This window comes from Cobetia sp. 10Alg 146 (genome assembly GCF_029846385.1).
GTDB classification, from domain to species: Bacteria; Pseudomonadota; Gammaproteobacteria; order Pseudomonadales; family Halomonadaceae; genus Cobetia; species Cobetia marina.
Window position 1 is genome coordinate 130,340 of the sequence record NZ_JARWKT010000002.1, and the last position, 24,514, is coordinate 154,853.

The 24,514-nt window shown below is 63.2% G+C and carries 21 protein-coding genes; 4 read left to right on the top strand and 17 right to left on the bottom strand.

Features of this window, described 5'->3' with window-relative positions:
- Positions 1–54: 54 nt before the first annotated feature.
- From QD172_RS03545 to QD172_RS03560, 4 genes are all read left to right on the top strand, one after another.
- Positions 55–1,173 carry a DUF3549 family protein gene (locus QD172_RS03545; RefSeq protein WP_279855024.1) on the top strand — a complete coding sequence of 373 codons (1,119 nt, stop codon included), beginning with the start codon at positions 55–57 and terminating at the stop codon, positions 1,171–1,173.
- A 515-nt stretch (positions 1,174–1,688) separates the two neighbouring features.
- Positions 1,689–2,198, top strand: a complete 510-nt coding sequence (locus QD172_RS03550; RefSeq protein ID WP_077372535.1) for a RimK/LysX family protein — start codon at positions 1,689–1,691, stop codon at positions 2,196–2,198.
- A 151-nt stretch (positions 2,199–2,349) separates the two neighbouring features.
- On the top strand, positions 2,350–3,258 hold the full coding sequence (gene rimK / locus QD172_RS03555; protein WP_077372532.1) for a 30S ribosomal protein S6--L-glutamate ligase: 909 nt from the start codon (positions 2,350–2,352) through the stop codon (positions 3,256–3,258).
- Positions 3,259–3,469: 211 nt separating this feature from the next.
- On the top strand, positions 3,470–3,928 hold the full coding sequence (locus tag QD172_RS03560) for a hypothetical protein (RefSeq protein ID WP_077372529.1): 459 nt from the start codon (positions 3,470–3,472) through the stop codon (positions 3,926–3,928).
- A gap of 111 nt (positions 3,929–4,039) precedes the next feature.
- Here the strand turns inward: QD172_RS03560 and QD172_RS03565 are convergent, their stop codons facing one another.
- From QD172_RS03565 to QD172_RS03645, 17 genes are all read right to left on the bottom strand, one after another.
- Positions 4,040–4,666 carry an ElyC/SanA/YdcF family protein gene (locus QD172_RS03565; RefSeq protein WP_279855233.1) on the bottom strand — a complete coding sequence of 209 codons (627 nt, stop codon included), beginning with the start codon at positions 4,664–4,666 and terminating at the stop codon, positions 4,040–4,042.
- 218 nt (positions 4,667–4,884) lie between these two features.
- The gene (locus QD172_RS03570) at positions 4,885–5,490 is read right to left on the bottom strand and encodes a YceI family protein (RefSeq protein ID WP_279855029.1); all 606 of its coding nucleotides are present in this window, start codon (positions 5,488–5,490) and stop codon (positions 4,885–4,887) included.
- Positions 5,491–5,656: 166 nt separating this feature from the next.
- Positions 5,657–6,232 carry a putative Fe-S cluster assembly protein SufT gene (gene sufT, locus QD172_RS03575; protein WP_077372522.1) on the bottom strand — a complete coding sequence of 192 codons (576 nt, stop codon included), beginning with the start codon at positions 6,230–6,232 and terminating at the stop codon, positions 5,657–5,659.
- A gap of 165 nt (positions 6,233–6,397) precedes the next feature.
- The gene (locus QD172_RS03580) at positions 6,398–7,642 is read right to left on the bottom strand and encodes a cysteine desulfurase (protein WP_077372519.1); all 1,245 of its coding nucleotides are present in this window, start codon (positions 7,640–7,642) and stop codon (positions 6,398–6,400) included.
- The gene (gene sufD, locus QD172_RS03585) at positions 7,639–9,051 is read right to left on the bottom strand and encodes a Fe-S cluster assembly protein SufD (protein ID WP_279855030.1); all 1,413 of its coding nucleotides are present in this window, start codon (positions 9,049–9,051) and stop codon (positions 7,639–7,641) included. Before sufD ends, QD172_RS03580 begins: the two co-directional genes overlap by 4 nt.
- Entirely contained in the window at positions 9,051–9,800 is a 750-nt protein-coding gene (gene sufC / locus QD172_RS03590) for a Fe-S cluster assembly ATPase SufC (protein WP_077372513.1), read from the bottom strand. The genes sufD and sufC overlap by 1 nt, the downstream gene beginning before the upstream one ends.
- A gap of 75 nt (positions 9,801–9,875) precedes the next feature.
- Entirely contained in the window at positions 9,876–11,318 is a 1,443-nt protein-coding gene (gene sufB / locus QD172_RS03595; RefSeq protein WP_077372510.1) for a Fe-S cluster assembly protein SufB, read from the bottom strand.
- A gap of 125 nt (positions 11,319–11,443) precedes the next feature.
- Positions 11,444–11,974, bottom strand: coding sequence for an SUF system Fe-S cluster assembly regulator (locus QD172_RS03600; protein WP_084209053.1), 531 nt, complete (start codon positions 11,972–11,974; stop codon positions 11,444–11,446).
- Positions 11,975–12,299: 325 nt separating this feature from the next.
- The gene (locus tag QD172_RS03605; protein ID WP_077372504.1) at positions 12,300–13,595 is read right to left on the bottom strand and encodes an adenylosuccinate synthase; all 1,296 of its coding nucleotides are present in this window, start codon (positions 13,593–13,595) and stop codon (positions 12,300–12,302) included.
- A 134-nt stretch (positions 13,596–13,729) separates the two neighbouring features.
- Positions 13,730–14,914 (bottom strand): ATP phosphoribosyltransferase regulatory subunit, encoded by a 1,185-nt coding sequence (locus QD172_RS03610; RefSeq protein WP_077372501.1) that lies wholly within the window; start codon positions 14,912–14,914, stop codon positions 13,730–13,732.
- A gap of 400 nt (positions 14,915–15,314) precedes the next feature.
- Positions 15,315–16,196 (bottom strand): protease modulator HflC, encoded by an 882-nt coding sequence (gene hflC / locus QD172_RS03615; RefSeq protein ID WP_077372498.1) that lies wholly within the window; start codon positions 16,194–16,196, stop codon positions 15,315–15,317.
- Positions 16,193–17,425, bottom strand: a complete 1,233-nt coding sequence (hflK, locus tag QD172_RS03620) for an FtsH protease activity modulator HflK (RefSeq protein ID WP_077372495.1) — start codon at positions 17,423–17,425, stop codon at positions 16,193–16,195. Before hflK ends, hflC begins: the two co-directional genes overlap by 4 nt.
- Before the next feature lie 287 nt (positions 17,426–17,712).
- Positions 17,713–19,083 (bottom strand): ribosome rescue GTPase HflX, encoded by a 1,371-nt coding sequence (gene hflX, locus QD172_RS03625; RefSeq protein WP_065392482.1) that lies wholly within the window; start codon positions 19,081–19,083, stop codon positions 17,713–17,715.
- Between the two features lie 15 nt (positions 19,084–19,098).
- Entirely contained in the window at positions 19,099–19,347 is a 249-nt protein-coding gene (gene hfq, locus QD172_RS03630; RefSeq protein ID WP_065392483.1) for an RNA chaperone Hfq, read from the bottom strand.
- 115 nt (positions 19,348–19,462) lie between these two features.
- Entirely contained in the window at positions 19,463–20,398 is a 936-nt protein-coding gene (miaA, locus tag QD172_RS03635) for a tRNA (adenosine(37)-N6)-dimethylallyltransferase MiaA (protein ID WP_077372492.1), read from the bottom strand.
- A gap of 108 nt (positions 20,399–20,506) precedes the next feature.
- Positions 20,507–22,783, bottom strand: a complete 2,277-nt coding sequence (mutL, locus tag QD172_RS03640; protein ID WP_279855034.1) for a DNA mismatch repair endonuclease MutL — start codon at positions 22,781–22,783, stop codon at positions 20,507–20,509.
- A gap of 195 nt (positions 22,784–22,978) precedes the next feature.
- Complete coding sequence (locus QD172_RS03645) at positions 22,979–24,388, bottom strand: N-acetylmuramoyl-L-alanine amidase (protein ID WP_084209056.1); 1,410 nt, start codon at positions 24,386–24,388, stop codon at positions 22,979–22,981.
- Positions 24,389–24,514: the final 126 nt, after the last annotated feature.

A 24,514-nucleotide genomic window follows, 5' to 3' on the forward strand; every position in this document is an offset into this window, starting at 1 on the left:
GGTCGTCCCGGACGCGTACTGCGTCCGGGGAGCCCAACCGCAGCGGTGAGCCTCATGACTCCACTCTCCTCCCTGAGCAACTTCTTCCAGCGCACCGGCGCTGACGTGCACCTCTATCACCTGGGGCGCATCCTGTCCCCCTTGAGCCTTGAAGAGCTGGAAGCCTTCGAGACCCAGCAACAGCCGTGGTCGCAACCTTTCAAGGGACAGGCCCGGCTGGCGTGCGTCTTCCGACCCGCCGGCATCGACGATCCACTGGTATGGTTTCTGGCCCTGCCGCTGGATGAAGAAGGCCGGCTTTCTCCGCCGCAACGAGATGCATTCCTCGAACGCCTGCTGACCACACTCGGCCAGACGGCACTGAGCGTCGGTCGTTCTGACCTGTTGCAGGCCGAGGCAGGCAAGATCGACAACCTGATGCAGGACAATCCCCTGGCCTTCACTCCAGATGACAGCCTGCGCGCCATGCTGCATGCCCGCGCCAGCATCGACTGTGATCGCCCTGCCAGCCAGTACTATGAACAGGCGGAACGCTATCTCGCCGCGCAACTGCCCCTTGATGACTGGCCCAGCGTTGGCCTGCAGGGCATCGCCGATGGGCTGACGCGTCGCGGTGAGTTCACCAATGAACTTGCCGAGGCGATGATCGAACGGATCGGCTATCTTCCCGACACGCCGCTGCGCGCGCTCGCCCTGTGCCTGGAGCAGGCTCCCCCGGCCCATCCGCAGCTGGCCAGTCCGCTGACGGACAGTCTGGAGGCGGAGCTGCTCGACAGTCTGATTCACCGCGGTCAGACGGCACGGGAGCTGGGAGACCTGGAAACCCTGTGCGCCTGCCTGCGTGCAGCGGCTGCCAGCCCCCTGCCAGCGGCCGCCGAATGGCTGGATACGCTATTGGCGGACGAGAGCGCCGCCAGCGTGGATGTGCTGGTCGCGATCGCCGCACGCGGTTATGCCCATCTGGAAGATGCCGAGCGCCTGCCGACCTTCCTCGTGCGACTGGCCAACTGCCCGCAGGCCAGCTTCCAGGCTCTCGCCCGTGATCTGGCGCTGATTCCGCGTCTGCGTCTGCCGGTACTGATGACGCTGCGCAACGCCGAACCCGACAGCGCCCTGGGGCTCGCCCTGGCGTCGCTCACCGGCCGGACGGTGGCGCCGACGCAACGCCACTGAGCCTCTGAATTACTGAGCCTCTGAGCCAGCCCTGCCATCAGGACCCGCCGCCCTCGCCGGTCCTGATGGCCAATCCCCTGCCGGCCCGTCCTGGCCAATCTCTCCTCTCGGCTCGTGCCCGGCACTGCGCCACGTACCTCGTTCGGCCCCAGGCCCAGCCCTATGCCTAGCTCTAGGCCCAGCACCTTGCCCGGTGGTCGCCAGCGCAAGCGACAGGTGAGCATCACAGTCCTTGAGATCATGCGCATAACCCACGACACTTGGGTGAGGCCTGATCATCGTGCGCGAGAACTGCCCGGTGAAAGCGCTCTGCAAGGCGCCAGGCACGGGAGCGGCGCTGCTCGCAGCCAAAGATATGCCAACAAGGATTGCTGCTGATACGGTAAGTGACTATGCTGCGCGCCCGTCTGGTCGCAATCCCGCTGTCTGCCACGCGCCATTGCGATCACCACGGTGCCTTTCATGCCGTGACCCGACCTCCAGGCCAGGTCATGCCCTCTGATTCAGGATGAAACATGCCGCATTCCAAGACCCCTGCTCGTCATCACGCTCACAAGGCACCGCCTCTGGATCTCAGATCCCTGAACCACGATCTGCTCGGCTTTCGGCCGCGAGCCGTCGTCGGGCGGCGTGAACTGATCGAGCTGCCGGAGCTGCATCTGCACCTCAACGCCAAGATCGACACTGGCGCGCACTCGAGCGCACTGCACGCAGAGAACATCGAGGTCTTCGAGAAGGATGAAGACCTGTGGGTACGCTTCATCACGCGCAGTGGCGGCAGTGATTCTCCGCCCCATGATGTCGAGACACGGGTCCACGACCGGCGTCGGGTCAGGTCTTCCAACGGTCAGGCACAGTGGCGCTACGTGATTCGCTCCCGCATGCAGCTCGCCGGGCTCGACTACGACATCGACATGACACTGGTCGATCGCTCCCAGATGCGCCACCCCATCCTGCTGGGGCGCCGTGCACTGCGTCGCCTGCTGGTGGCACCGGGTGCCGCCTATCTGCATGGCGAGCCCTGACGACCTTCACATTGCGCAAGACTCGCCCCCGGCATGACTCGAACGGGCACGCCGCCTTCGCGGCGCTCGCGCAAGACGCCTCCTGACGCACCTCTTTCATCCTTTCGCCACCTTCTCATTCCTGACGGCCCTTTCGGCTCTGGAGGATTTCATGCATATCGGTATCCTGTCGCGCAATTCCCGCCTCTACTCCACTCGCCGCCTGATCGAGGCAGCCGAAGCCCGCGGGCATACCGCACGCGTCGTGGACACGCTGCGCTGCTACATGAACATCGCCTCGCACCGCCCCTCCATCCATTACAAGGGTGCCGAGATCGAGCATTTCGACGCCGTGGTGCCGCGCATCGGCGCCTCCGTCACCTTCTATGGCTGTGCGGTACTGCGCCAGTTCGAGATGATGGGTACCTACGTGGTCAACGACTCCGTGGCCATCGCGCGCTCGCGTGACAAGCTGCGCTCGCTGCAGCTGCTGTCGCGCAAGGGACTGGGCCTGCCGGTCACCGGCTTCGCTCACTCCCCCGATGACATCCCCGACCTGATCACCATGGTCAAGGGCGCGCCGCTGGTCATCAAGCTGCTGGAAGGCACCCAGGGCATCGGGGTGGTACTCGCCGAGACCAATCAGGCCGCCGAGAGCGTGATCCAGGCCTTCATGGGCATGAAAGCCAACATCATGGTGCAGGAATACATCAAGGAAGCGCGCGGCGCCGACATCCGCTGCCTGGTGGTGGGTGACAAGGTGGTGGCGTCCATGAAACGTCAGGCGGCTGATGGCGAGTTCCGCTCCAACCTGCATCGTGGCGGCACCGCGAGCGAGATTCGCATCACGCCGGAAGAGCGCTCCACCGCCATCCGCGCCGCCAAGGCCATGGGCCTGGCCGTCGCCGGTGTCGACCTGCTGCGCGCCAACCATGGTCCGGTGATCATGGAAGTGAACTCCTCACCGGGTCTGCAGGGCATTGAAACGGCAACCGGCAAGGACATCGCGGGGATGATCATCGACCACATCGCCAAGTCCGCCGCACCCGCCAGGAAGATCCCGCCCAAGCCCAAGGGGTGAAATGCCGCCGGCTTGCCAGAGCATTCTGGGAGACATGACGCTGATCACGGACAGCCGTGACACTGTCGGACGTCACGATAACGTCATCGAACTGTCGTAAAATGAGTGGATTGACGCTACGGGAAGAAATATCAGGACTTTCTGCACATCAGGGGTAGAAAAACACTGTTTTCACCCGCACAATCTCTCCTGACGGAGGAGGTGACCGCCCATGTTTCTCGACAATCGCCAGGTGGCGATGGATAGCGTCCAGGAAGCCCTGGCAGACAGTCTTGATTATTTCGAGGACAACGCCGAACGGCTGCGTCCCGGGCTGCTGAAGGCCTTTGAACCCTTCTATGCCCGGCGCGTGGAGCTCAAGCAGGCGCTGGAAGTCGAGACGCGCAAGCATCTGAGCCTGATGCCGCGAGATGCTGATGTCGAGCGTGATGACTACATGTGGCTGTGGAGTCGCCTGAAGAGCATCGTCAGCAACGACAATCAGGTTCTGATCAACGAACTGCTCGAACAGGAGCGCGTGCTGATGCAGGCCTGCTCGACGGCCTTCACGCATCCTCTCCCGGACAGCATGGAGAAGGTGCTGGAAGCGTGCTTCCACAACTGCCGCCAATTGATTCGCGAGCTCTATCGTCACCAGACCGGCATCGCGGCACGCCGCCGCGCCGGCTGACCTCGGGCCCGCTCAGCGGAAAAAGCCTCGAGCAGACACGAAAAGCCCCCGCTTCCTATCGGAAGACGGGGGCTTTTCGTGTTGGCCGGCCGGTACGCTGAGCCGCTGTCGTCAACTGCCTGACACGGCCGGTACGGCTGGCAATACCGGTGTCGGCAGTCGCTCCGCCGGCCCCAGGAAACGCGGCTTGCGGCCCCACAGGTAAAGATCCCCCACCGTAGCGGCACGCGCCAGCCATTCGCGCACCATCAGCCGCAGCCCCGCAGGCCGACGCTCGGAAACCGCCGGACAGCCGACGGCATCCAACCCCAGCACGTCAGCGATGAACAGTGCCCGTGGCAGATGCCAGGGCTGAGTGACCAGCACCGCCTGATCGACACCGAAGACCTTGTGCGCACGCACCAGCGTATCGAAGGTCGAGAATCCGGCGTAATCCAGCGTCATGAACTGCTGTGGCACATTGCGATCACGCAGGTCACGCCACATGGTCATCGGCTCATTGTAATAACGCGTACGATTGTCCCCTGACAGCAGCAGGTTGCTCACTCGATGCAGCCGGTAGAGCTGGGCTGCGGTGTCGAGACGAGCCTGATAGTGCGGGTTGCGTCCTCCGCCCACCAGGCCATGGGAAGTCCCGAAGACGATTCCCACTTCACGGCTTTCGCAGGTCAGCGGGGAAGACGCGATGCGATCACGGGTCGACATCACGACCCAGAGATTGAGCCCGACCACTATCATCAGGCTCACGACCAACAGGCCAATCATGGCCATCACGGCCCGCTTGATCACTCGTCGCATCTGCTCCCCGCACCCATCCTTGCCTGTCACTACCGAATATCGCCATTCACTGCATCATGCAAGCATGAGCGCCCAGCCTACCCAAGCCATGCACGCAGCACCAGCGAGATGACGCCTGCAGGCTCGAAGCCACGGGGTCAGGGCAGACGCCTGTCGGCTCACTCTTCCTGCGTCATGATCGCCTTGACGCTGACCGGCACCTGGGTCGCGATGTTGCCCAGTCCCGCCAGGTCACGCAGGGTACGGATGCCATCCACCAGCGAGAACTGGCTGGCATCGACCATCACCGGCGCGTCCGTCTGCACCAGCCAGCGCTCCCCCTGCAGACGTGTCACCTGCAGGCTCACCGGCAGGGTCTGGGTGCTGTCATGCAGCGTCAGCTGCCCTTCCAGGCTGACATGCTGGGTATCGCCCGGCTCCATGACCTTGAGCGTCGGCATGTCCAGTGACGCGGTCAGCACGGCCAGGGGATAGTCACCGGCCTCAAAGAGTTTCTCGCTGACACGCTGATCACGGATCTCGATACCGGTATCGGCGGAGTCCAGGTCGATCTCGACCGACAACTGGCCCGCATCATTGACGCGAGCACGCCAGGAATCGAAGGCGTGCTGCTCGACAGTGCTGGCACCGTTCTTGCTCATCTTGGTGGACTGGAAATTCAGTTGCGAGGCATCGCTGTCCAGTGTCCATGACGCCTGTGCACTGACGGCAGTACTCATGATCAGGCTGGCGGTCAGGACACGTAAGGCTGTCGGGTAGTGCATTGGGATATTCCTTGCTGGCAGAGAATCACGATCTTCGACGCCACATGACGCAACGACGGCGCCATGGTGCAGTCCTTGGCACGGCTTGGAAAGCGATTGGTGCGAGAGGTTCCGTCAAGACGGCCGTGCCGCCCGTTGCGCGATTGCGCCCGAGCGACACGCAGCGTCAGAACATGCCAAGTTCAAGGCGCGCCTCTTCACTCATCATCTCCCGCGACCAGGGGGGCGAGAACACGATCTCGACGTGAACCTTGGAGACATCCTCCGCGCCCAGGATCTTGCGCTTGGCATCCTCGGCGATCACGTTGCCCATGCCGCAGCCCGGTGCCGTCAACGTCATCTTCAGATTGACCATCTTCTCGCCGCTGATCAGGGTGTCGATACGACAGCCATAGACCAGCCCGAGCTCGACGATGTCCACCGGGATCTCGGGGTCGAAACAGGTGCGCAGCTGCGCCCAGACGAAGGCCTCTATCTCAGCGTCGCTCTGCCCGGCCGGCAGATGCGGGCGCGGCACGGCGTCCAGTCCCAGTGCATCGAGGCTGAAGCTCTCGATCAGGTACATGCGGCCCTCGTACGCCACGCTGACGGTGCCGCCCTTGGCCTGCATGACTTCGACCACCGAGTCCTCATGCAGGGTCACCGACTTGCCGAAGGGTACCGAGATACCTTCCACGTCACGCTGCAACGGCATCTTCTGGCCCTTGCCGAGGCTGGCCAGCTGGTCTTCAGTGTGGCTCATGCCCTCTCCTTGCCGAACCGCATGACAGCCATGCGGATCAAGAATACTGTGGGTTCACTCAGGATGTGCGGGTCACAACATCCCCTGGCAAGCGCCGATAGCAATGAGGCCCGCCATGCGCGAGCCTCATTGATCAGCGCCCGTCAGGGCCACCGCAGGGGATGCTCAGCGCACCATGGTCAGCACGCGCTGCAGAGCCTCGACGAACAGGTCGATCTCCTCCGGCGTGTTGTAGGCCGCGAAGGAGGCGCGACAGGTGGCATCGACACCGAAACGTCGCAGCACCGGCTGAGCGCAGTGATGACCGGTCCGGATGGCCACCCCCAGCTGATCGATCAGCAGACCGATGTCCTGGGCGTGGGCACCGTCGACCACGAAGGAGATCGCGCCGGCCTTGTCGGGCGAGTTGCCGATGATGCGCAGCCCGTCCACTTCGCGCATGCGCTCGGTGGCATGGCGCATCAGCTGCTGCTCCCAGCGCGTGATCAGCGCCATGTGGGTGCAGTCCAGCCAGTCGATGGCCTTGCCCAGACCGATGACCTCGGCGATGGGCGGCGTGCCAGCCTCGAACTTGTGCGGCAGATCCGCGAACAGGGTGCCGTTCTCGAACGAGACCGTGCGGATCATCTCGCCGCCGCCCTGCCACGGTGGCATGGCATCGAGCAGCGCTTCCTTGCCGTAGAGCACGCCGATGCCGGTCGGGCCATACATCTTGTGGCCCGAGAAGACATAGAAGTCGGCGTCGATCTCGCGTACATCGACCTGCTGATGCGGCACCGCCTGGGCGCCATCGACCAGAATCAACGCGTCGTGAGCATGCGCCAGCCTGGCCATCTCGGCCACCGGGTTGATGCTGCCCAGGGCGTTGGAGACCTGATTGACGCAGACCAGGCGCGTCTTCTCGCCCAGCAGGTCACGGTAGGCCGCCATGTCGAGCACGCCATCGTCGTCACACGGAATCACCTTGATGACGATATCCAGGCGTTCCGCCAGCATCTGCCAGGGCACGATGTTGGCGTGATGCTCCATCACCGAGATCAGCACTTCATCACCGGCATTCAGCCAGTTGGCCCCCCAGCTGTTGGCGACCAGGTTGATCGCCTCGGTGGTGCCGCGCGTGAAGATGACTTCACGCGTCAGGCGCGCATTGATGAAGGCACGTACCTTCTCGCGCGTCCCTTCGTAAGCGGCCGTCGCCTCGTCCGCCAGGCTGTGCAGGCCACGGTGGATATTGGCATTGGTGTTGCGGTAATAATCGCTCATCGCGTCGATGACGGCAGTCGGCGTCTGGCTGGTGGCGGCGCTGTCGAGATAGATCAGCGGCACGTCACCATGCACGCGACGCTCGAGGATCGGAAAATCCTCGCGGACCCGCACGACATCGAGCATCAGATTGTCGAGTGCGCTCATGCGAAGTCCTCATCACGCGCCACTGCCACTGCCCCACCGCCCAGCTCGACACTCAGATCCACCAGCTCATCTAGGTGGAAGCGTGACGGCAGGCGACCCGCGACGCTGCGCTCGATACGCTCGGCGATGGCGTCGATGCCCAGACCGGACATGACCTCATTGGCGAAGGCCAGGGTCAGCAGGCCGCGGGCCGTCTGCTCATCGATGCCACGCGCGCGCAGTGCGAAGACAGCCGTCTCGTCGAGCTGGCCGGTCGTGGTGCCGTGGGAGCACTTGACGTCGTCGGCATAGATCTCGAGTTCCGGCTTGGTATTGATCTCGGCGCGGTCCGACAGCAGCAGGTTGGCGTTGTTCTGATGCGCCTCGATCTTCTGACTGTCACGCTTGACCAGCACGCGGCCATTGAAGACACCACGCGCGCGGTCGGCCAGGATGCCCTTGTAGTTCTCATCCGAGAAGGTCAGAGCCTCGTTGTGATTGACCAGCGAGTGGGTATCCACGTGCTGACGATCACGACCGAAGAACAGGCCATCGAGGCGTGCATGGGCATTGCTGCCGTTGAGATCGCAGACGATGTCGTTGCGCACCAGACCACCACCGGTATTCAGGTTGATGGAGCGGTACTGGCTGTCACGCGGCTGCTCGACCTGCAGTGAGGCGATATGCGTCTCGCCGGTGGCGGCCTCACCCAGCTTGTAGTGATTGAGCACGGCGCCGCGCTCCAGCATCACTTCGCTGACCATGTTGGTGAAGTTGGTCGCGCCGGTCTCGCCGATGTGATGCTCGATCACGCTGGCTTCGGCACGGCTGCCCAGCTGCACCAGCAGACGCGGATGGCTCATGGTCACGGGCTCGCCTTCGACGGCGGCGCGCGACAGGAACAGCGCATAGACCGGCTTGTCGAGCACCGTCCGCGGGCCGACCTGAATCACCGCACCCTCTTCGGTGAAGGCGGAGTTCAGCGCCACGAAGGGCGTGAAGTCGATGCCGGTCAGGCGATTCAGCGAGCCGCCGATCACTTCCGGCTGATCGATGATGGCCTGGGACAGCGGCACGACACGCACGGTGTCCGGCAGGCCCGCGACATCGGAGAGCTCGGCGTTGTAGAGACCATCGACGAACACCAGGCGGTAAGCATCGACGGCGAGCGCCAGCTCGTCCTTCACCGCCGCCGAGAGATTGGCATCGTCGGCGAGACGGTATTGCTGGCGACCCAGCGCCTGGGTGTCGGTGTACTTCCAGGCCTCGACCTTGCGAGTCGGCAGACCCAGCGCTTCAAAGCGGGCGATGCCGGCCTGACGGCGCGCCGCCATCCAGCTCGGGTCAGCCGCGAAGCGAGCCTTGCGCGCGGCGAATTCGCTGGCGAAGGCTTCGCTGCCGGGGACGGACGCGGTAGCAAGTGCTGTCATTACGCGGTTTCCTCCTGCAGCCAGTCATAGCCCTGGGCTTCGAGTTCGAGGGCCAGCGACTTGTCGCCGGACTTGACGATGCGGCCATCCATCAGCACGTGGATGTGGTCCGGCACGATGTGCTCGAGCAGACGCTGGTAGTGCGTGACCATCAGTACGGCGCGGTTCTCGTTGCGCAGGGAATTGACGCCCTTGGCGACGATCTTCAACGCATCGATGTCGAGACCGGAGTCGATCTCGTCGAGCATGGCGAGCTTCGGTTCCAGCACCAGCATCTGCAGGATCTCGTTGCGCTTCTTCTCGCCACCGGAGAAGCCCTCGTTCACCGCACGCTGCAGGAAGCTGGCATCCATCTGCATGAAGGCAAGCTTCTCGCGGATCAGCTTCATGAATTCCGGGGCCGGAATCTCGCCCAGGCCTTCGGCTTCACGCTTGGCGTTCAGCGCCGCCTTGAGCAGGTAGACATTCTTGACCCCCGGGATCTCCACCGGGTACTGGAAGCCCAGCAGCAGGCCGGCACGCGCGCGCTCCTCGACTTCCATCTCCAGCACGTCCTCGCCTTCATAGGTGATGGTGCCCGAGGTCACTTCATAACCGTCCTTGCCGGCGATCACGGAAGACAGCGTGGACTTGCCCGCACCGTTCGGCCCCATGATGGCGTGGACTTCACCCTTGTTGATGGTCAGGTCGAGCCCCTTGAGGATTTCCTTGCCTTCCACCGAGACGTGCAGATCTTTGACTACGAGCATGATGATACCTTTGGCTGACAGGCCGCCCGCAAGCGGCCCTCAAGAATGGGGATGAATGCGAAACAGGCTGTGGCGTTAGCCGACGGCGCCTTCGAGGGTGACGTTGAGCAGCGCCTCGGCCTCGACGGCGAACTCCATCGGCAGCTCCTGGAAGACGTCCTTGCAGAAGCCATTGACGATCATGTTGACCGCATCTTCCTCGCTGATGCCGCGCTGACGGCAGTAGAACAGCTGATCCTCGCCGATCTTGGACGTCGTCGCCTCGTGCTCGACGGTAGCGGTGGCGTTGCCGATCTCCTGATACGGGAAGGTGTGCGCACCACAGCGATCGCCGATCAACAGCGAGTCACACTGGGTGAAATTGCGCGCGCCCTTGGCCCGTGGACCGATCTTGACCAGGCCACGATAGGACTGCTCGGAGTTGCCCGCCGAGATGCCCTTGGAGACGATGGTGGACTTGGTGCCCTCACCGATGTGGATCATCTTGGTACCGGTGTCCGCCTGCTGGCGACCATTGGTGACGGCGACGGAGTAGAACTCCCCGACACTGTCCTTGCCACGCAGGATGCATGACGGGTACTTCCAGGTGATCGCGGAGCCGGTCTCGACCTGGGTCCAGGACACCTTGGAACGATCACCGCGGCAATCGGCGCGCTTGGTGACGAAATTGTAGATGCCACCCTTGCCGTCTTCATCGCCCGGATACCAGTTCTGGACGGTGGAGTACTTGATGTAGGCATCTTCCAGCGCGACCAGCTCGACCACGGCGGCGTGCAGCTGGTTCTCATCACGCTGCGGTGCGGTGCAGCCTTCCAGATACGAGACCTGAGCCTGCTTCTCGCAGATGATCAGGGTGCGCTCGAACTGGCCGGTGTTGGCGGCATTGATGCGGAAGTAGGTGGAAAGCTCCATCGGGCAGGTCACACCTTCCGGCACGAACACGAAGGAGCCATCGGTAAAGACGGCCGCGTTCAGCGCGGTGAAGTAGTTGTCTGCCTTGGGCACGACGGTCCCCAGATACTGCTTGATCAGCTCCGGGTAGTCCTGGATGGCTTCCGAGATGGAGCAGAAGATCACGCCCGCCTCGGACAGTTCCTTCTTGAAGGTAGTGGTCACCGATACGGAGTCGAATACCGCATCCACCGCCACGCCAGCCAGCGCGGCGCGCTCGTGCAGCGGGATGCCCAGCTTCTCGTAGGTCTCCAGCAGCTTGGGGTCCACCTCATCCAGACTCTGCGGACGATCTTCCGGCTTCTTCGGGGCGCTGAAATAGGAAATCGCCTGGTAGTCGATCTCGGGGTAATCCAGGTGTGCCCAGGACGGCGCCTTCATCTTCAGCCACTGATGATAGGCATCCAGACGCCACTCCAGCATCCACTCCGGCTCACCCTTCTTGGCCGAGATGAAGCGAATCACGCTCTCATCCAGTCCCGGCGGAATGGTGTCGCTCTCGATGTCGGTCACGAAGCCCTGCTTGTACTCTCGCTGTACAAGCTGCTCCATCTCCTGGCTCGCCATGCTGGTCTCCTCTCCCGGAGAAGCTCCGGGTCTGTTCAGATTCCTGATCACCCCGCCTCAACTGCGGCGAAGCTCGAATATTCGAATGTTTCTGAAGCCTGGCCCGCTACCGTGGGGCTGAGCATTCAGCGCCCGGACATGCCGTTGACGACGCTTCCTGCACTGCTGTCCTTGTCAGGGGCTCCCCCGTCAGCCTCTTCATCGCTGTAGAGACTGACGGCCTGAATGGGCAACTGGATCGGCATCCGCAGCGGTGCGGTGGATGCCAGATGTGCCAGCGTCACGCTGCCCAGCAGTTCACCGATGGCGCGCGAGACTCTCTGCCAGTTGTCGGCCACGCCACAGGTGTTGACCAACTCGCAATCGCCATCGGCGTGGCTGCATTCCGTGACGGCCACTGGACCTTCGATGGCGCTGATGATGTCACTGGCCGTGATGTCACTGGCGGGTCGCGCCAGACGGTAGCCCCCCTGCGCCCCACGACGTGACTCCAGCAATCCGGCGCGTACCAGCGCCTTCAAGGTCTTGCTGACGGTGGGATGCGGCAACTGAACGCTTTCCGCGAGATCGATCGCTGCATGGGCCGACTCCGGCTCGCGAGCGATGCGCGCCATCACCACGGCGGCATAATCGGTCATTCTGGAAAGCTTCAGCATCTTGCCTCCACTGCGGGGTTATCAATTGGGGACCATTTTAGTCCTGTATCAGAACGATGTGAAGCCAAGCACTCAGCGAAAACGCCAAATTGCGGCCTGGGCAACCAGTTTGCCGACAAGATAGCCGCCGATCACAACAAAAATAACAATCATTCCCATTTAAAATTCCTACTGACCACCCCACCCTGCCACTCTCAAGACTGTACAAGCCCTTCTGCTGCCAGCCTTGGAACGCAAGACACCCCGCCGGGAAATCCCGACGGGGTGTCTTGGTCTTGCATCATCTCGACATCACGCGCCGCTCAGGAGAGCGACGTGGTCATGATCAGTCGTGGAACGGATTGCGCAGCACGATGGTCTCGTTGCGATCCGGGCCGGTGGAGATGATGTCGATCGGCACGCCGACCTGCTCTTCCAGGAAGCTGATGTAGGCACGGGCATTGGCCGGCAGCTTCTCGACTTCACGCACGCCGATGGTGGAGTCGCTCCAGCCCGGCAGGTCCTGGTAGAGCGGCTCGATGGCTTCATAGCCTTCGGAATCCACCGGGTTGTCCAGCACGTCGCCATCCTTGCTGCGATAGCCGATGCAGACCCGGATGTTCTCGAGACCATCCAGCACGTCCAGCTTGGTCAGGCAGATGCCGCTGACCGAGTTGATCTGCACGGCGTGACGCAGGGCGACGGCATCGAACCAGCCACAACGACGCGCACGACCGGTGGTGGCACCGAATTCGTGGCCACGCTCGGCCAGATGACGGCCGAACTCATCGAACAGCTCGGTCGGGAACGGGCCGGAACCGACACGGGTGGTGTAGGCCTTGGTGATGCCCAGCACGTAGTCGAGATACAGCGGGCCGACACCGGAACCGGTGGCGGTGCCGCCGGCAGTGGTGTTGGAGCTGGTGACGTACGGGTAGGTACCGTGGTCGATGTCGAGCAGTGAGCCCTGAGCACCCTCGAAGAGGATGTTCTCGTTGGCCTTGCGCACGGAGTGGACCAGATCCACGGTGTCGCAGACCATCGGGCGCAGCTCTTCGGCCATTTCCATGGCTTCGTCCAGCACCTGCTGGAAGTCGACCGGCGCTTCACCGTGATAGTGCTGCAGCACGAAGTTGTGGTAATCCAGCACTTCGCCCAGCTTGGAGGCGAAACGCTCACGGTGGAGCATGTCACCCAGACGCAGTCCACGACGCGCGACCTTGTCTTCGTAGGCCGGCCCGATGCCACGACCCGTGGTGCCGATCTTGGCGACACCACGCGCCTTCTCGCGCGCCTGATCCAGGCGCACGTGATAGGACAGGATCAGCGGGCAAGCCGGCGACAGACGCAGACGGTCACGTACCGGCACGTCGTTGGCTTCCAGCTCGCGGATCTCCTTGATCAGCGCTTCCGGAGACAGCACGACGCCATTGCCGATGACGCAGGTCTTGCCCGGGTGCAGGATACCGGACGGGATCAGGTGAAGAACGGTCTTCTTGCCATCCAGCACCAGTGTATGGCCGGCGTTGTGGCCACCCTGGAAGCGCACGACGGCGCTGGCGGATTCGGTCAGCAGGTCAACGACCTTGCCCTTGCCTTCATCACCCCATTGGGTGCCGAGCACGACTACATTCTTGCCCATGATTCCTAGTCTCTTTCGGTGAATAACCGTCGGTGAAAACCCACTCACAAGTGCAGCCACCTCAAGGGCAGCTGCACCTCGGGACCTGGTGGCCCCTGCTGTTCTGCTGGCTGGCACGCATGGCCGTCAGCGGATCACGACTGCAACGTCACGACCTGCCAGGCGCCATCGACCTGGACAAGCTCGCGGTTGCAACGGTGCGCATCGGCACCGGTGGTCTGGCCCGGCAGCGCGGCGATGACACGCTCGCCGTCGGCGCGCAGCTGATCGACACACTCTCGCAGCGCGCTGTCATTGAGCGCCGGTGCCCAGATGCCATCGCAGGCCGGAGGCTGCACGGCGAGCGACGCCAGCTGCTTCAGGTCCATCGAGAAGCCGGTGGCCGGACGCGCACGTCCGAAGGCACGCCCAGTATCGTCGTAGCGCCCGCCCTTGGCCAGCGCCTGACCGTAGCCCGGCACATAGGCCGCGAACACCATGCCGGTGTGATATTCATAACCGCGCAGTTCGGCGAGATCGAAGTACAACGTGACCTGCGGGTGACGCTCACGCACGACCTGGCTGAGGGCGGCAAGCTGATCCAGTGCGCCGGCGACGGCAGCGGGCGCGCCGGCAAAGGCGGTCCGGGCCTGGGCAAGAATCTCTTCATCCCCGTGCAGGTGCGGCAGGGTCTTGAGCATGCCAGCCACCACCTTGTCACCCACCACGCGATCGATCAATGCATCGAGAGCGGAATACTGCTTGCGTTCGATGGCGGCGAACAGCTCGCGCTCGTGCTCGTCGCTCATGCCGGCTTCGGCGATCAAGGCACGATAGATGCCGATGTGCCCCAGCGCCAGGTGCAGCTCGCCAGCACCGGCCTGCTCGAGGCTGGTCAGTGCCAGGTGCAGGATCTCGTGGTCGGCCTCAAGGCCAGCATGACCGAACAGCTCGGCACCGACCTGCACCGGGCTGCGTCCGCCCTGATGCTTGTCCGCCTTGGTACGCAGCACGTTGGCGCAGTAGCACAGACGCACCGGCCCTTCACGATGCAGGGAGTGGGCATCCATGCGTGCCACCTGCGGGGTGACATCGGCACTGGCTCCCATCATGCGCCCGGTCATCTGATCTGTCAGCTTGAAGGTCTGAAGGTCAAGCTCGGTACCGGTGCCGGTCAGCAGGGAATCAAGGAATTCGACGGGAGGCGGCAGCACCAGGTCATAGCCGAAGCGATGATAGAGGTCGAGCAGCGCGCGGCGCAGCGCCTCCATACGGGTTGCCTGAGGCGGCAGTACCTCATCCATGCCATCCGGGAGGAGCCAGCGATCTGCGATGGTCATTGCGCTATCCTGCGAGAAATTTTTGACAAGGAGTGGCGCGTATCGCGCGTGCCGTCAGTGCAGGGACATGCCGCTGCAACTCAGTGACGAAACACCCGCGCAACACGCTGGACACTCGACGGCAACGCCCTTGAAACACGGCGTGAGACAGGCTCGAACCGCGCCTTGAGGCGGCTTCGCGAGCAAGGACTGCCACGCTGACAGCGCCTGTCCGGGGCCCATCGGGACTTCGTGGGAACGTCGTCGATAGAGGAAAAACGGCCACAAAAAAACCGGGCGGTGCCCGGTTGCAGGAGTCTAGCATGAATCCTTTCGGGATGAACCCCACACGAGACTTCGTGCGGGGTTCATCCGCGGCATCGTCATCTGTTCGCCTGATGACGATGCGGACGGTCAGCCGTTACTGAGAGCCGCCCTGCGAATCCTTGAAGAAGCGGAAGAATTCGCTATCCGGCTGGATGACCATCATGTTGCCATCACCCTTGAAGCTGTCGCGATAGGCCTGCAGCGAGCGATAGAAGCGGAAGAACTCCAGATCCGCCCCGTAGGCCGCAGCGTAGATGGCGGCCGCTGATGCGTCCCCCTCACCACGCAGGGTCTGCGCCTGCTCTTCAGCCTGTGCAAGCAGTACCGAACGACGGCGGTCCGCATTGGCCTGGATCTTCTCGGCCTGCTCCTGACCCTGGGCACGATATTCACGTGCCTCACGCTGACGCTCGGTCTTCATGCGCTCATAGACCGCCTGAGAGACTTCGTCCGGCAGGTCGATGCGCTTGACGCGGATATCGAGAATCGACACCCCCAGCTCCTTGCGCATCACCGCGTCGAGCTCTTCGGTGGGCTTCTTCATCAGCGCATCACGCTGTTCGGAGATGATCTGCACCAGCTCGAGCTTGCCGAACTCGTTACGCAGACTCTCGTCGACACGCGGCGCGATCAGACGCTCTGCCATCTGCTCATCACCGGACGTCGCCTCGTAGTAGCGCTTCGGGTCGATGATCTTCCACTTGACGAAGGAGTCGACGATGACCGCCTTCTTCTCGCGGGTCAGATAACGGCTCGCCTGGGCATCCAGTGTCAACACGCGCGTATCGAAGGTACGAATCGTGTTGTAGACCGGCAACTTGAAATGCAGGCCCGGCTGGATGTTGTCTTCCACCACCTCACCAAACTTGAGCTTGATGGCGCGCTGGGTCTCATCGATCGTGTAGAGGCTGTTGCTGGCGAACCAGGCAACGACGGCCAGACCCGCCACGGCCATCAGTGAGCGATTGTTGATCATTGACGACCCTCCCGACGAATGCTGTTGCTGCTGTCATTGCTGCTCTGGCTGCTGCGGCCGAGAGCGTCGCTCGCCTGTCGGGACACGCGATCCAACTCACTGCGACTCATGCCACTGGCATCCTCGGACGTGGCATTGGACTTGCCAGCCAGCTTGTCCAACGGCAGGTACATGAGGGAGTTGCCGTTCTCGACATCCACCAGCACCTTGTTGGTCTTGCCGAGCACTTCCCCCATGGTCTCGAGGTACATGCGCTCGCGGATGATCTCCGGTGCCTTCTGGTACTCGGTCAGCAGGGAAGTGAAGCGATTGGCCTCACCCTGGGACTTGGCCACCACCGACTCCTTGTACCCTTCGGCTTCCTCGATGATGCGCTGCGCCTGACCTTGAGCCGCCGGGAGAATCGAGTTCTCGTAGGCCAATGCCTGGTTGATCGTGCGCTGACGATCCTCACGAGCCTTGATGACGTCATCGAAGGAATCCTGGACCGCTGCCGGCGCCGACGTGGACTCGACGTTGATGGTCTGCAATGTCAGACCCACGCCATAGTTGTCCAGGTAGGACTGCAGACGCGACTTGACGTTGCTGGCCAGCAGTTCACGCCCGGAGGTCAGGATGTCGTTCATGTCGGCGCTGCCGACTTCGTGACGCAATGCAGAATCCATGGCGTTCTCGAGGCTGACCTCGGGAGCACGCACGTTGAGCAGGAAGTCACGCGGGTTGGATACCTGATACTGGACGGACATCTGCACTTCGACGATGTTCTCGTCCTGCGTCAGCATCGACTTGGTCTGGGAGAGCGAGCGCACCTTGGTGACGTTGATCTCGCGCACGTCATCGATGATCGGCGGATTCCAGTGCAGACCCGGGCCGACGATGTCGTTGTACTTGCCGAAGCGAAGCACCACGCCACGTTCGGACTGATCGACCAGATAGAAGCCGGAAGCCGCCCAGATGGCGACCAGCACCACCCCGATGATGCCCGGCAGGGCAAAGGCATTGGTGCTGCCACCACTGCCGCCGTTGCCGCCCCCGCTGCCGCCACGACGCTTGCGGCCGTTGCCCAGCATGCCGTTGAGCTTGTCCTGGAACTTCTTCAGCGCTTCGTCGAGGTCGGGCGGTCCACCGTTGCCACCGCCGTTGCCTCCACCCCCTTTCTTGTCCCCGTTGCGGCCACCGCCACTCCAGGGGTCATGCTGGTTGCCGCCACCCGGCTCATTCCAAGCCATACGTCGTCTCCACTCAGTCGATGTTCCGCTCGTCATTATGATGACGCCGCCCATGCCGGCTTTCGTTGCCGGGAATCGTCCCCGGCAATTGATGACCGGTTCTTTGCTATGACACGGCGGCGCGCCCCTTGCGGGAGAAGGCCATGGCCCTGCCTGACAACCATCCTCTGCCAGGCGGCATCCGACAATCCCTTCACGTCGAATGCCTGTTGCTCGCTGCACGTCACTAACCGTGCAAGGGCATCTGCATCAGGTACCTGCAGATGCCAGATGACGCAATCACTGCGTCAGGACTTGTGCGTCACCGAGAGGCGATGCTTCTCGGCGCGCTCGGCAGACAGCTCACGCTGCCAGGCCTCACGATCGTCATGCTCGCCCCCGAGGTAGGCCTCGGGAGATTCCCCAAGATGCGACAACAGCTGGAGAAAGTCGCGCTTCTCGAGACGAATGTCCATCAACGCATTGCCCTGCTCGTCATACGCTTCACTCTTGACGGCATCCAGCTCATGCAGACCGGCACGCAGGCGTGACTTCTCCGGCCCCAGCGTCAGACGGGTCGAGATGACATTGTCTGACAGCAGCTCGGAGAAGGCCTGCATCAGCAGATCCAGCCCCTTGCCGTCACGCGCCGACAACCATACGACCAGCGGACGCCCGAAGCCGTCGCGCTCGATGCGCGGCGCCATGTCGAGGCGATCGACCTTGTTCATGACCAGCAGGCGTGGCACGTCACCGGCCTCAATCTCGTTGAGCACCTCGTTGACCTGCTCGGTATTGCGATCATTTTCCGGGTCAGCCGCATCGATGACGTGCACCAGCAGGTCCGCCTCGGCGGCTTCCTGCAGGGTGGCCTGGAACGCTTCCACCAGCTTGTGCGGCAGGTGCCGAATGAAGCCGACGGTATCCGCAAGCACCGCAGGGCCCACGTCTTCCAGCTCCAGACGGCGCAGCGTCGGGTCGAGCGTGGCGAACAGCTGATCCGCCGCATAGACCTCAGAGGTGGTCAGCGCATTGAACAGCGTCGACTTGCCGGCGTTGGTATAGCCGACCAGTGACAGGCTGGGGATCTCGGCACGTGCCCGAGCACGGCGGTTCTGATCGCGCTGCTTGTGCACCTTCTCGAGCCGCTTGTGGATCGACTTGATCCGGGCACGCAGCAGACGACGGTCGGTCTCGAGCTGGGTTTCCCCCGGGCCACGCAGACCGATACCGCCCTTCTGACGCTCAAGGTGGGTCCAGCCCCGCACCAGGCGGGTGGACATGTACTCGAGCTGAGCGAGCTCCACCTGCAGCTTGCCCTCGTGGGTACGCGCGCGCTGGGCAAAGATGTCGAGGATCAGACCGGTGCGGTCGATCACGCGACACTGGAGCGAACCTTCAAGGTTGCGCTGCTGGGAAGGGCTCAATGAATGGTTGAAGATCACAAGCTCGGCTTGGTGCTCGGCCAGGGCCTCACGCACTTCCTCAAGCTTGCCTTCTCCGATGAACGTACGGGAGTCAGGGCGGGGCCGGCTACCCTCGATGAGGGTGGCCGGCACGGCGCCTGCCGAACGTACGAGTTCGAGGAGCTCACCGGCATCCTCGCGTTCTTTTTCGTCCCGGAAATTGACATGGACCAGGACGGCCGTTTCACCGGCTTCGGGTCGTTCGAAGAACAATCAGCGCCTCGGATTTCAGCTTTCTGTGGAGGGCACGGTCGCATCCTGGGCCGGCAGGCGCACATTGCGCGAGGGCACCACGGTTGAGATAGCGTGCTTGTAAACCATCTGGGAGACGGTATTGCGCAGCAGGATGACGAATTGATCGAAGGATTCGATCTGGCCCTGCAGCTTGATGCCGTTGACCAGGAAGATCGAGACCGGAATACGTTCCTTGCGCAGGATGTTCAGGTACGGGTCCTGGAGTGATTGACCTTTGGACATGTGACTCTCCGTAAAAAATGTCTCGTTCGAGGCAAGTATGGTTATGTTCGCCAGCGCTCCGGGTTGCCCTCTTTGGGGGGCTTCACGGGCGCGGGTCGTGACAGCTCATGTTACGCTAAGTGCTGGTCTGGCGCACGATTTTCAAGGTTTCACTGTAAGGATTTACACCCATGGAATCCACGTGGTGAATCCCCTTCCAGCTACGCAGCCAGGTCAATTGACGCTTGGCGAGCTGGCGGGTGGCAATGATGCCACGCTCACGCATCTCGTCACGCGTCAGATGCCCCTCCAGATAATCCCACACCTGACGATAGCCGACACAGCGTATCGAGGGCAGCCCGGGGTGCAGCTCCGGGCGAGCCTTCAGCGCTTCGACCTCGCCAATCAGGCCCTGTTCCAGCATCTGGTCAAAACGCGTCTCGATACGTTCATGTAACACGGCTCTGTCATGGGGCGCCAGTGCGATCGGGATCGGCCGGAACGGAAGCTCGGCTTCCGGCTGCTCCGCGAGCAGCTCCGTCATCGAGCGCCCGCTCAACAGACAGACTTCCAGCGCACGTGTCAGACGCTGCGGGTCCGAGGGCCGGATCCTCTCGGCGCTCGCCGGATCCAGCCTGGCAAGCTGCGCATGCAGCGCCGGCAGCCCTTCGTCTCGGGCGCGTGCCTCCAGCTGTTCACGCAGCGCGGGATCCGCCGCCGGCAGCTCCGCCACACCTTCCAGCAGCCGCTTGAAGTACATCATGGTGCCACCGACCAGCAGCGGCATCTTGCCGCGGGACTGGATCTCGGCGATATGCGCCAGTGCATCGCGACGAAACTCCGCTGCCGAATAGCTCTCCAGCGGGTCCAGGAAGTCAATCAACCGGTGCGGCGCCCGCGCCAGCTCTTCGGCGCTGGGCTTGGCGGTCCCGATGTCCATGCCACGATAGATCAGCGCGGAATCGACGCTCACCAGCTCCGCCCCCTGCTCCTCGTGCCAGCGGATGGCCAGGTCCGTCTTGCCGGAGGCTGTCGGCCCCATCAACAGCATGACGGGCGGTTTGTCAGCCAGCTCAGGCGCGGCACGGGGGGAAATATCGGGGGATTGCGTCTGGGTCATGACCTATTGTCTGGGCTAGGAGGTGAATCAAGGGTGAACCACTGCCGTTGCCGGGCAGGCTTACTGCCCACGCAGGAACAGCTTGTCGAGTTCATTCATGGAAAGTTCGGTCCAGGTAGGACGGCCATGATTGCACTGACCGGAGCGCTCGGTGCGCTCCATGTCTCGCAGCAGGGCATTCATCTCGGGAACCGTCAGGCGACGATTGGCCCGCACGCTGCCCCGACAGGCCATGTCCGCGAGCAGCTCATTCATGTGAGCTTCCATGCGATCGCTGCGGCCGTAACGCTCGAGATCCTCCAGCATGCCGCGCACCAGTGGCTCGACATCGGCATTGCCGAGCACCACCGGCACCTGTCGCACCAGCAGGGTTTCCGGTCCGGCGGCGTCCAGCTCGACACCCAGACGCGTGAATGCCTCGGATTCGCGCTCGAAGGTCCCCATCTCGCGCGAACTGACGGCAAGCGACACCGGCACCAGCAGCGGCTGGGCCTCCAGATGACCGCCGCCATGCACATGGCGCTTCATGCGCTCGTAGGTGATGCGCTCATGGGCGGCGTGCATGTCGACCATCACCAGTCCACGCGAGGTCTGTGACAGGATGTAGACCCCGTGCAGCTGCGCGATGGCGTAGCCCAGCGGTGGCGTATCATCCTCGGCGCTCTGGGCTGGCAGGCCACGCATCACGATGTCAGAGGCGACAGGCGTGGGTCCGTCAGCGGACACATTCTCTGCCGGGACTCCCGACAATGGCTCCGCTGACGGTGCCGAGACCTGCCAACCGGCGGCAGATTCGCTGATACCGGCCGGTGCGTCATCCTCACCTTGGCGCATCCCTTCGCCCAGGGTGACACGCGGGGCGCGCCGCGCCTCGCGCTCGGCACTGGCGATGGCGGCAGGGTCGCGAGCAGCGCCATGCTCAGGCGTCGTGCCCGCAGGCCCGCCACCCGGCGTCAGCAGATGGTCTTCGCTGGGATGCAACGCACGATAGCCGGCCATGAACTGACGCACCCGCTCAGCACTCAGGCGCTCGCTGGAGCGGCCATCTCCGGCCGGCGGCAGCTGTGACGATGGCTTCCAGGGCGCGGCAGCGCCTGACGGCTCACCTGCAGCGGCTGACTGATCCTTCCCGGCCGACGCACCACCACCAGGGGATGACTGCGCTGACGCACCATGCTCCTGCGCATCCTGCTCCTGACGCCCGAGACGCATGCCCTGCTGCTGCCAGCCGGGATCCTCCTCCTTCTCCTGGCCCTCGATACCGGTGGGCGCGGCGCTGTTGTCACCGGGGCGCACCTCGGCCAGTGCCTTGTGCAGGCTGGAGAACAGGAAGTCGTGCACCAGGCGTCCGTCGCGGAAGCGCACTTCGTGCTTGGTGGGGTGAACGTTGACATCCACCACCGTGGGGTCCAGCTCCAGATAGAGCACGAACACCGGATGCCGGCCGTGGAACAGCACGTCGCGATAGGCCTGACGCACGGCATGCGCGACCAGACGGTCACGCACCACGCGGCCATTGACGAAGAAATACTGCTGGTCCGCCTGGGCACGCGAATGCGTCGGCAAGCCGACCCAGCCGGAGAGACGCAAGCCGGAGGCCTCGATATCCAGATGCAGCGCATGCTCGAGGAAGTTGCGACCCAGCAGTGCGCCGATCCGTCGCTCCACCGTCAGCGTGTCCTCGCCGGCACGCAGCTGATGCACCACCTTCTGGTTGTGGCGCAACGTCCAGCCGATGTCGTGACGCGACAGCGCGAGACGCCGGAAGCTTTCCTCGACATGGCCGAATTCGGTCTTCTCGGTACGCATGAACTTGCGACGCGCCGGCGTATTGAAGAACAGGTCACGCACGGCCACGCTGGTGCCACGCGGATGGGGCGCCGGCGAGACGCGCGGCGACATCTCACGGCCTTCCGCCACCACCCGCCAGCCATTGGCGGGCTCATCCGATACGTTCGAGAACAGCTCCAGGCGCGAAACCGAGCTGATCGAGGCCAATGCCTCCCCCCGAAAGCCGAGACTCGCCACACCTTCCAGGTCATCAAGGCTCTCGATCTTGCTGGTCGCGTGACGTGACAGGGCCAGCGGCAGATCCTCCTCGGTGATGCCGCAGCCGTTGTCACGCACGCGAATCAGCCGCGCACCGCCGCCTTCCAGTTCCAGTTCGATGCGCGTACTGCCGGCATCGATGGCGTTCTCGACCAGTTCCTTGACCACGGAGGCCGGTCGCTCCACCACCTCGCCCGCCGCGATCTGGTTGGCAAGACGCGGATTGAGAATGCGGATACGCCGCTCACGTGTTTCAGCGACATCCGTATCAGATGGCTCGACGGACATGGAAGAACTCCTGATTATGCATGCGTAGAGGGCGTCTCTCTGAAAACGACACTGCCCGCCGACCCGGCCTCTCCGTGCGGCGAGCACGCAAGAGCCGAGTCAGCGGACAGTCGACGGGCTTCATGCCCGATGGATAGCGTGCTCGGGCTGCCACGCCCGCCTGCCGCCACATCGAAGGAGCAGGCGGCCTGACACTCAGCCGCGTGGAATCTTGAGCACCTGACCGACGCGGACCGTGTCCCCGCTCATGCCATTGGCCTGCTTCAGCGCGGCCATGCTCACGTTGTGACGCTGTGCGACTTCCGACAGCGTATCGCCACTCTTGACGCGATACTCGCCACCGTTGCCGCCTCGTGCCTGGCTGCGTCGCCATGCCAGCAGACTGGCAGGCGGCGGATTGCGCTCGAAGTGACTCTGGATACCCGAGAAGATCGAGCGCGCCAGCTTTTCCTGATAGGCGCCACTGTTGAGGTTGCGCTCTTCCTGGGGATTGGAGATGAAGCCCGTTTCCACCAGCAGAGACGGGATGTCCGGCGACTTGAGCACCACGAACCCGGCCTGCTCCACCTGACGCTTGTGCAGCGAGTTGATGCGGCCCAGATTGGCCAGCACGCCGCTGCCTGCCGCCAATGAATCATTGAGCGTGGCGGTCATGGTCAGATCCAGCAGCACGCCGCGCAGCATCTCATCCTTGTCATTCAGGCTGAGGTTGCCATCCACGCCGCCGATCAGGTCAGCACGGTTCTCGGTGGCCGCCAGCCAGCGGGCGGTCTCTGAGGTGGCGCCTCGGCTGGAAAGCGCAAAGACCGAGCTGCCATGCGGCCGCGGACTGTTGAAGGCGTCGGCGTGCACCGAGACGAAGAAGTCTGCCTTCTGCTCACGCGCGATCTCGGTCCGCTTGCGCAGCGGGATGTAGTAATCGCTGTTGCGGGTCAGGATGGCCTTGAAGCCGGGCTGCTCGTCGAACATGCGCTTGAGGCGCTTGCCGATCTTGAGCACCACATCCTTCTCCTTGGTACCGCTCGGGCCGCTGGCGCCCGGGTCCTCACCGCCGTGACCGGGGTCAATGGCGATGATGATATCGCGCTTGGGATGCGTCGCCGCCTTGCTGCTCGGCAGCGGCGCGGCAGGCTCGCCCTTCAGCTTGCGCTTGGCTGCCGCCTGCTCCTGCTCGCGGATACGGGCTTCGATCGGGTCAATGGGATTCTCGACCGCGGACTCGCCCGGGAACTCGAGATCCACCACCAGACGGTTGCCGTACTTGTCGTTCGGCGCCAGCGTGAAGTCCTTGGGATTGACCTGGCGCGTCAGATCCAGCACGACCCGCAGGGCATCGTCCTGTCGTCCGGTACGGATCGCCTTGATGGCACTGCCTTCCAGATCCAGCGCATCGAGCTTGCGCTTCACCGCGTTGCTGGCCACCTCGCTTGCCGCGAGGTCGATCACCAGACGCCGAGGATTGTCGAGGCTGAAGATGTTGGCACTGGCTGCGCTATCGAGATCGAACACCAGCCGCGTGTGGTCCGGCGCGGTCCACAGCCGCAGATTCTCGACCTTGGCGGCCAGCGCCTGGGGAGCGAGCGCGAGACTTGCCAGCGAGCACATCACCCCCCCCGCCAGGCAGCGACGTAGACCGCGCATCATGCGCAGGCGAGAGGATTGGGGCGCAGTTTCAGGCATCGGAAAGGGTGACTCGAACAGAAGGAACATGGATGAATATAGCGAAGGATG

Coding starts and splice junctions, on each gene's coding strand:
- QD172_RS03565 (WP_279855233.1), bottom strand. CDS start 4,666: ATGATAGTGGTCGGGCTCAATCTCTGGGTCGTGATGTCGACCCGTGAT.
- mutL (WP_279855034.1), bottom strand. CDS start 22,783: ATGTCCGTCGAGCCATCTGATACGGATGTCGCTGAAACACGTGAGCGG.
- QD172_RS03560 (WP_077372529.1), top strand. CDS start 3,470: ATGTTTCTCGACAATCGCCAGGTGGCGATGGATAGCGTCCAGGAAGCC.
- QD172_RS03600 (WP_084209053.1), bottom strand. CDS start 11,974: ATGCTGAAGCTTTCCAGAATGACCGATTATGCCGCCGTGGTGATGGCG.
- rimK (WP_077372532.1), top strand. CDS start 2,350: ATGCATATCGGTATCCTGTCGCGCAATTCCCGCCTCTACTCCACTCGC.
- QD172_RS03605 (WP_077372504.1), bottom strand. CDS start 13,595: ATGGGCAAGAATGTAGTCGTGCTCGGCACCCAATGGGGTGATGAAGGC.
- QD172_RS03610 (WP_077372501.1), bottom strand. CDS start 14,914: ATGACCATCGCAGATCGCTGGCTCCTCCCGGATGGCATGGATGAGGTA.
- sufD (WP_279855030.1), bottom strand. CDS start 9,051: ATGACAGCACTTGCTACCGCGTCCGTCCCCGGCAGCGAAGCCTTCGCC.
- hfq (WP_065392483.1), bottom strand. CDS start 19,347: ATGTCCAAAGGTCAATCACTCCAGGACCCGTACCTGAACATCCTGCGC.
- QD172_RS03545 (WP_279855024.1), top strand. CDS start 55: ATGACTCCACTCTCCTCCCTGAGCAACTTCTTCCAGCGCACCGGCGCT.
- sufT (WP_077372522.1), bottom strand. CDS start 6,232: ATGAGCCACACTGAAGACCAGCTGGCCAGCCTCGGCAAGGGCCAGAAG.
- QD172_RS03580 (WP_077372519.1), bottom strand. CDS start 7,642: ATGAGCGCACTCGACAATCTGATGCTCGATGTCGTGCGGGTCCGCGAG.
- sufB (WP_077372510.1), bottom strand. CDS start 11,318: ATGGCGAGCCAGGAGATGGAGCAGCTTGTACAGCGAGAGTACAAGCAG.
- QD172_RS03570 (WP_279855029.1), bottom strand. CDS start 5,490: ATGCACTACCCGACAGCCTTACGTGTCCTGACCGCCAGCCTGATCATG.
- QD172_RS03550 (WP_077372535.1), top strand. CDS start 1,689: ATGCCGCATTCCAAGACCCCTGCTCGTCATCACGCTCACAAGGCACCG.
- QD172_RS03645 (WP_084209056.1), bottom strand. CDS start 24,388: ATGTGCTCGCTGGCAAGTCTCGCGCTCGCTCCCCAGGCGCTGGCCGCC.
- hflK (WP_077372495.1), bottom strand. CDS start 17,425: ATGGCTTGGAATGAGCCGGGTGGCGGCAACCAGCATGACCCCTGGAGT.
- sufC (WP_077372513.1), bottom strand. CDS start 9,800: ATGCTCGTAGTCAAAGATCTGCACGTCTCGGTGGAAGGCAAGGAAATC.
- hflC (WP_077372498.1), bottom strand. CDS start 16,196: ATGATCAACAATCGCTCACTGATGGCCGTGGCGGGTCTGGCCGTCGTT.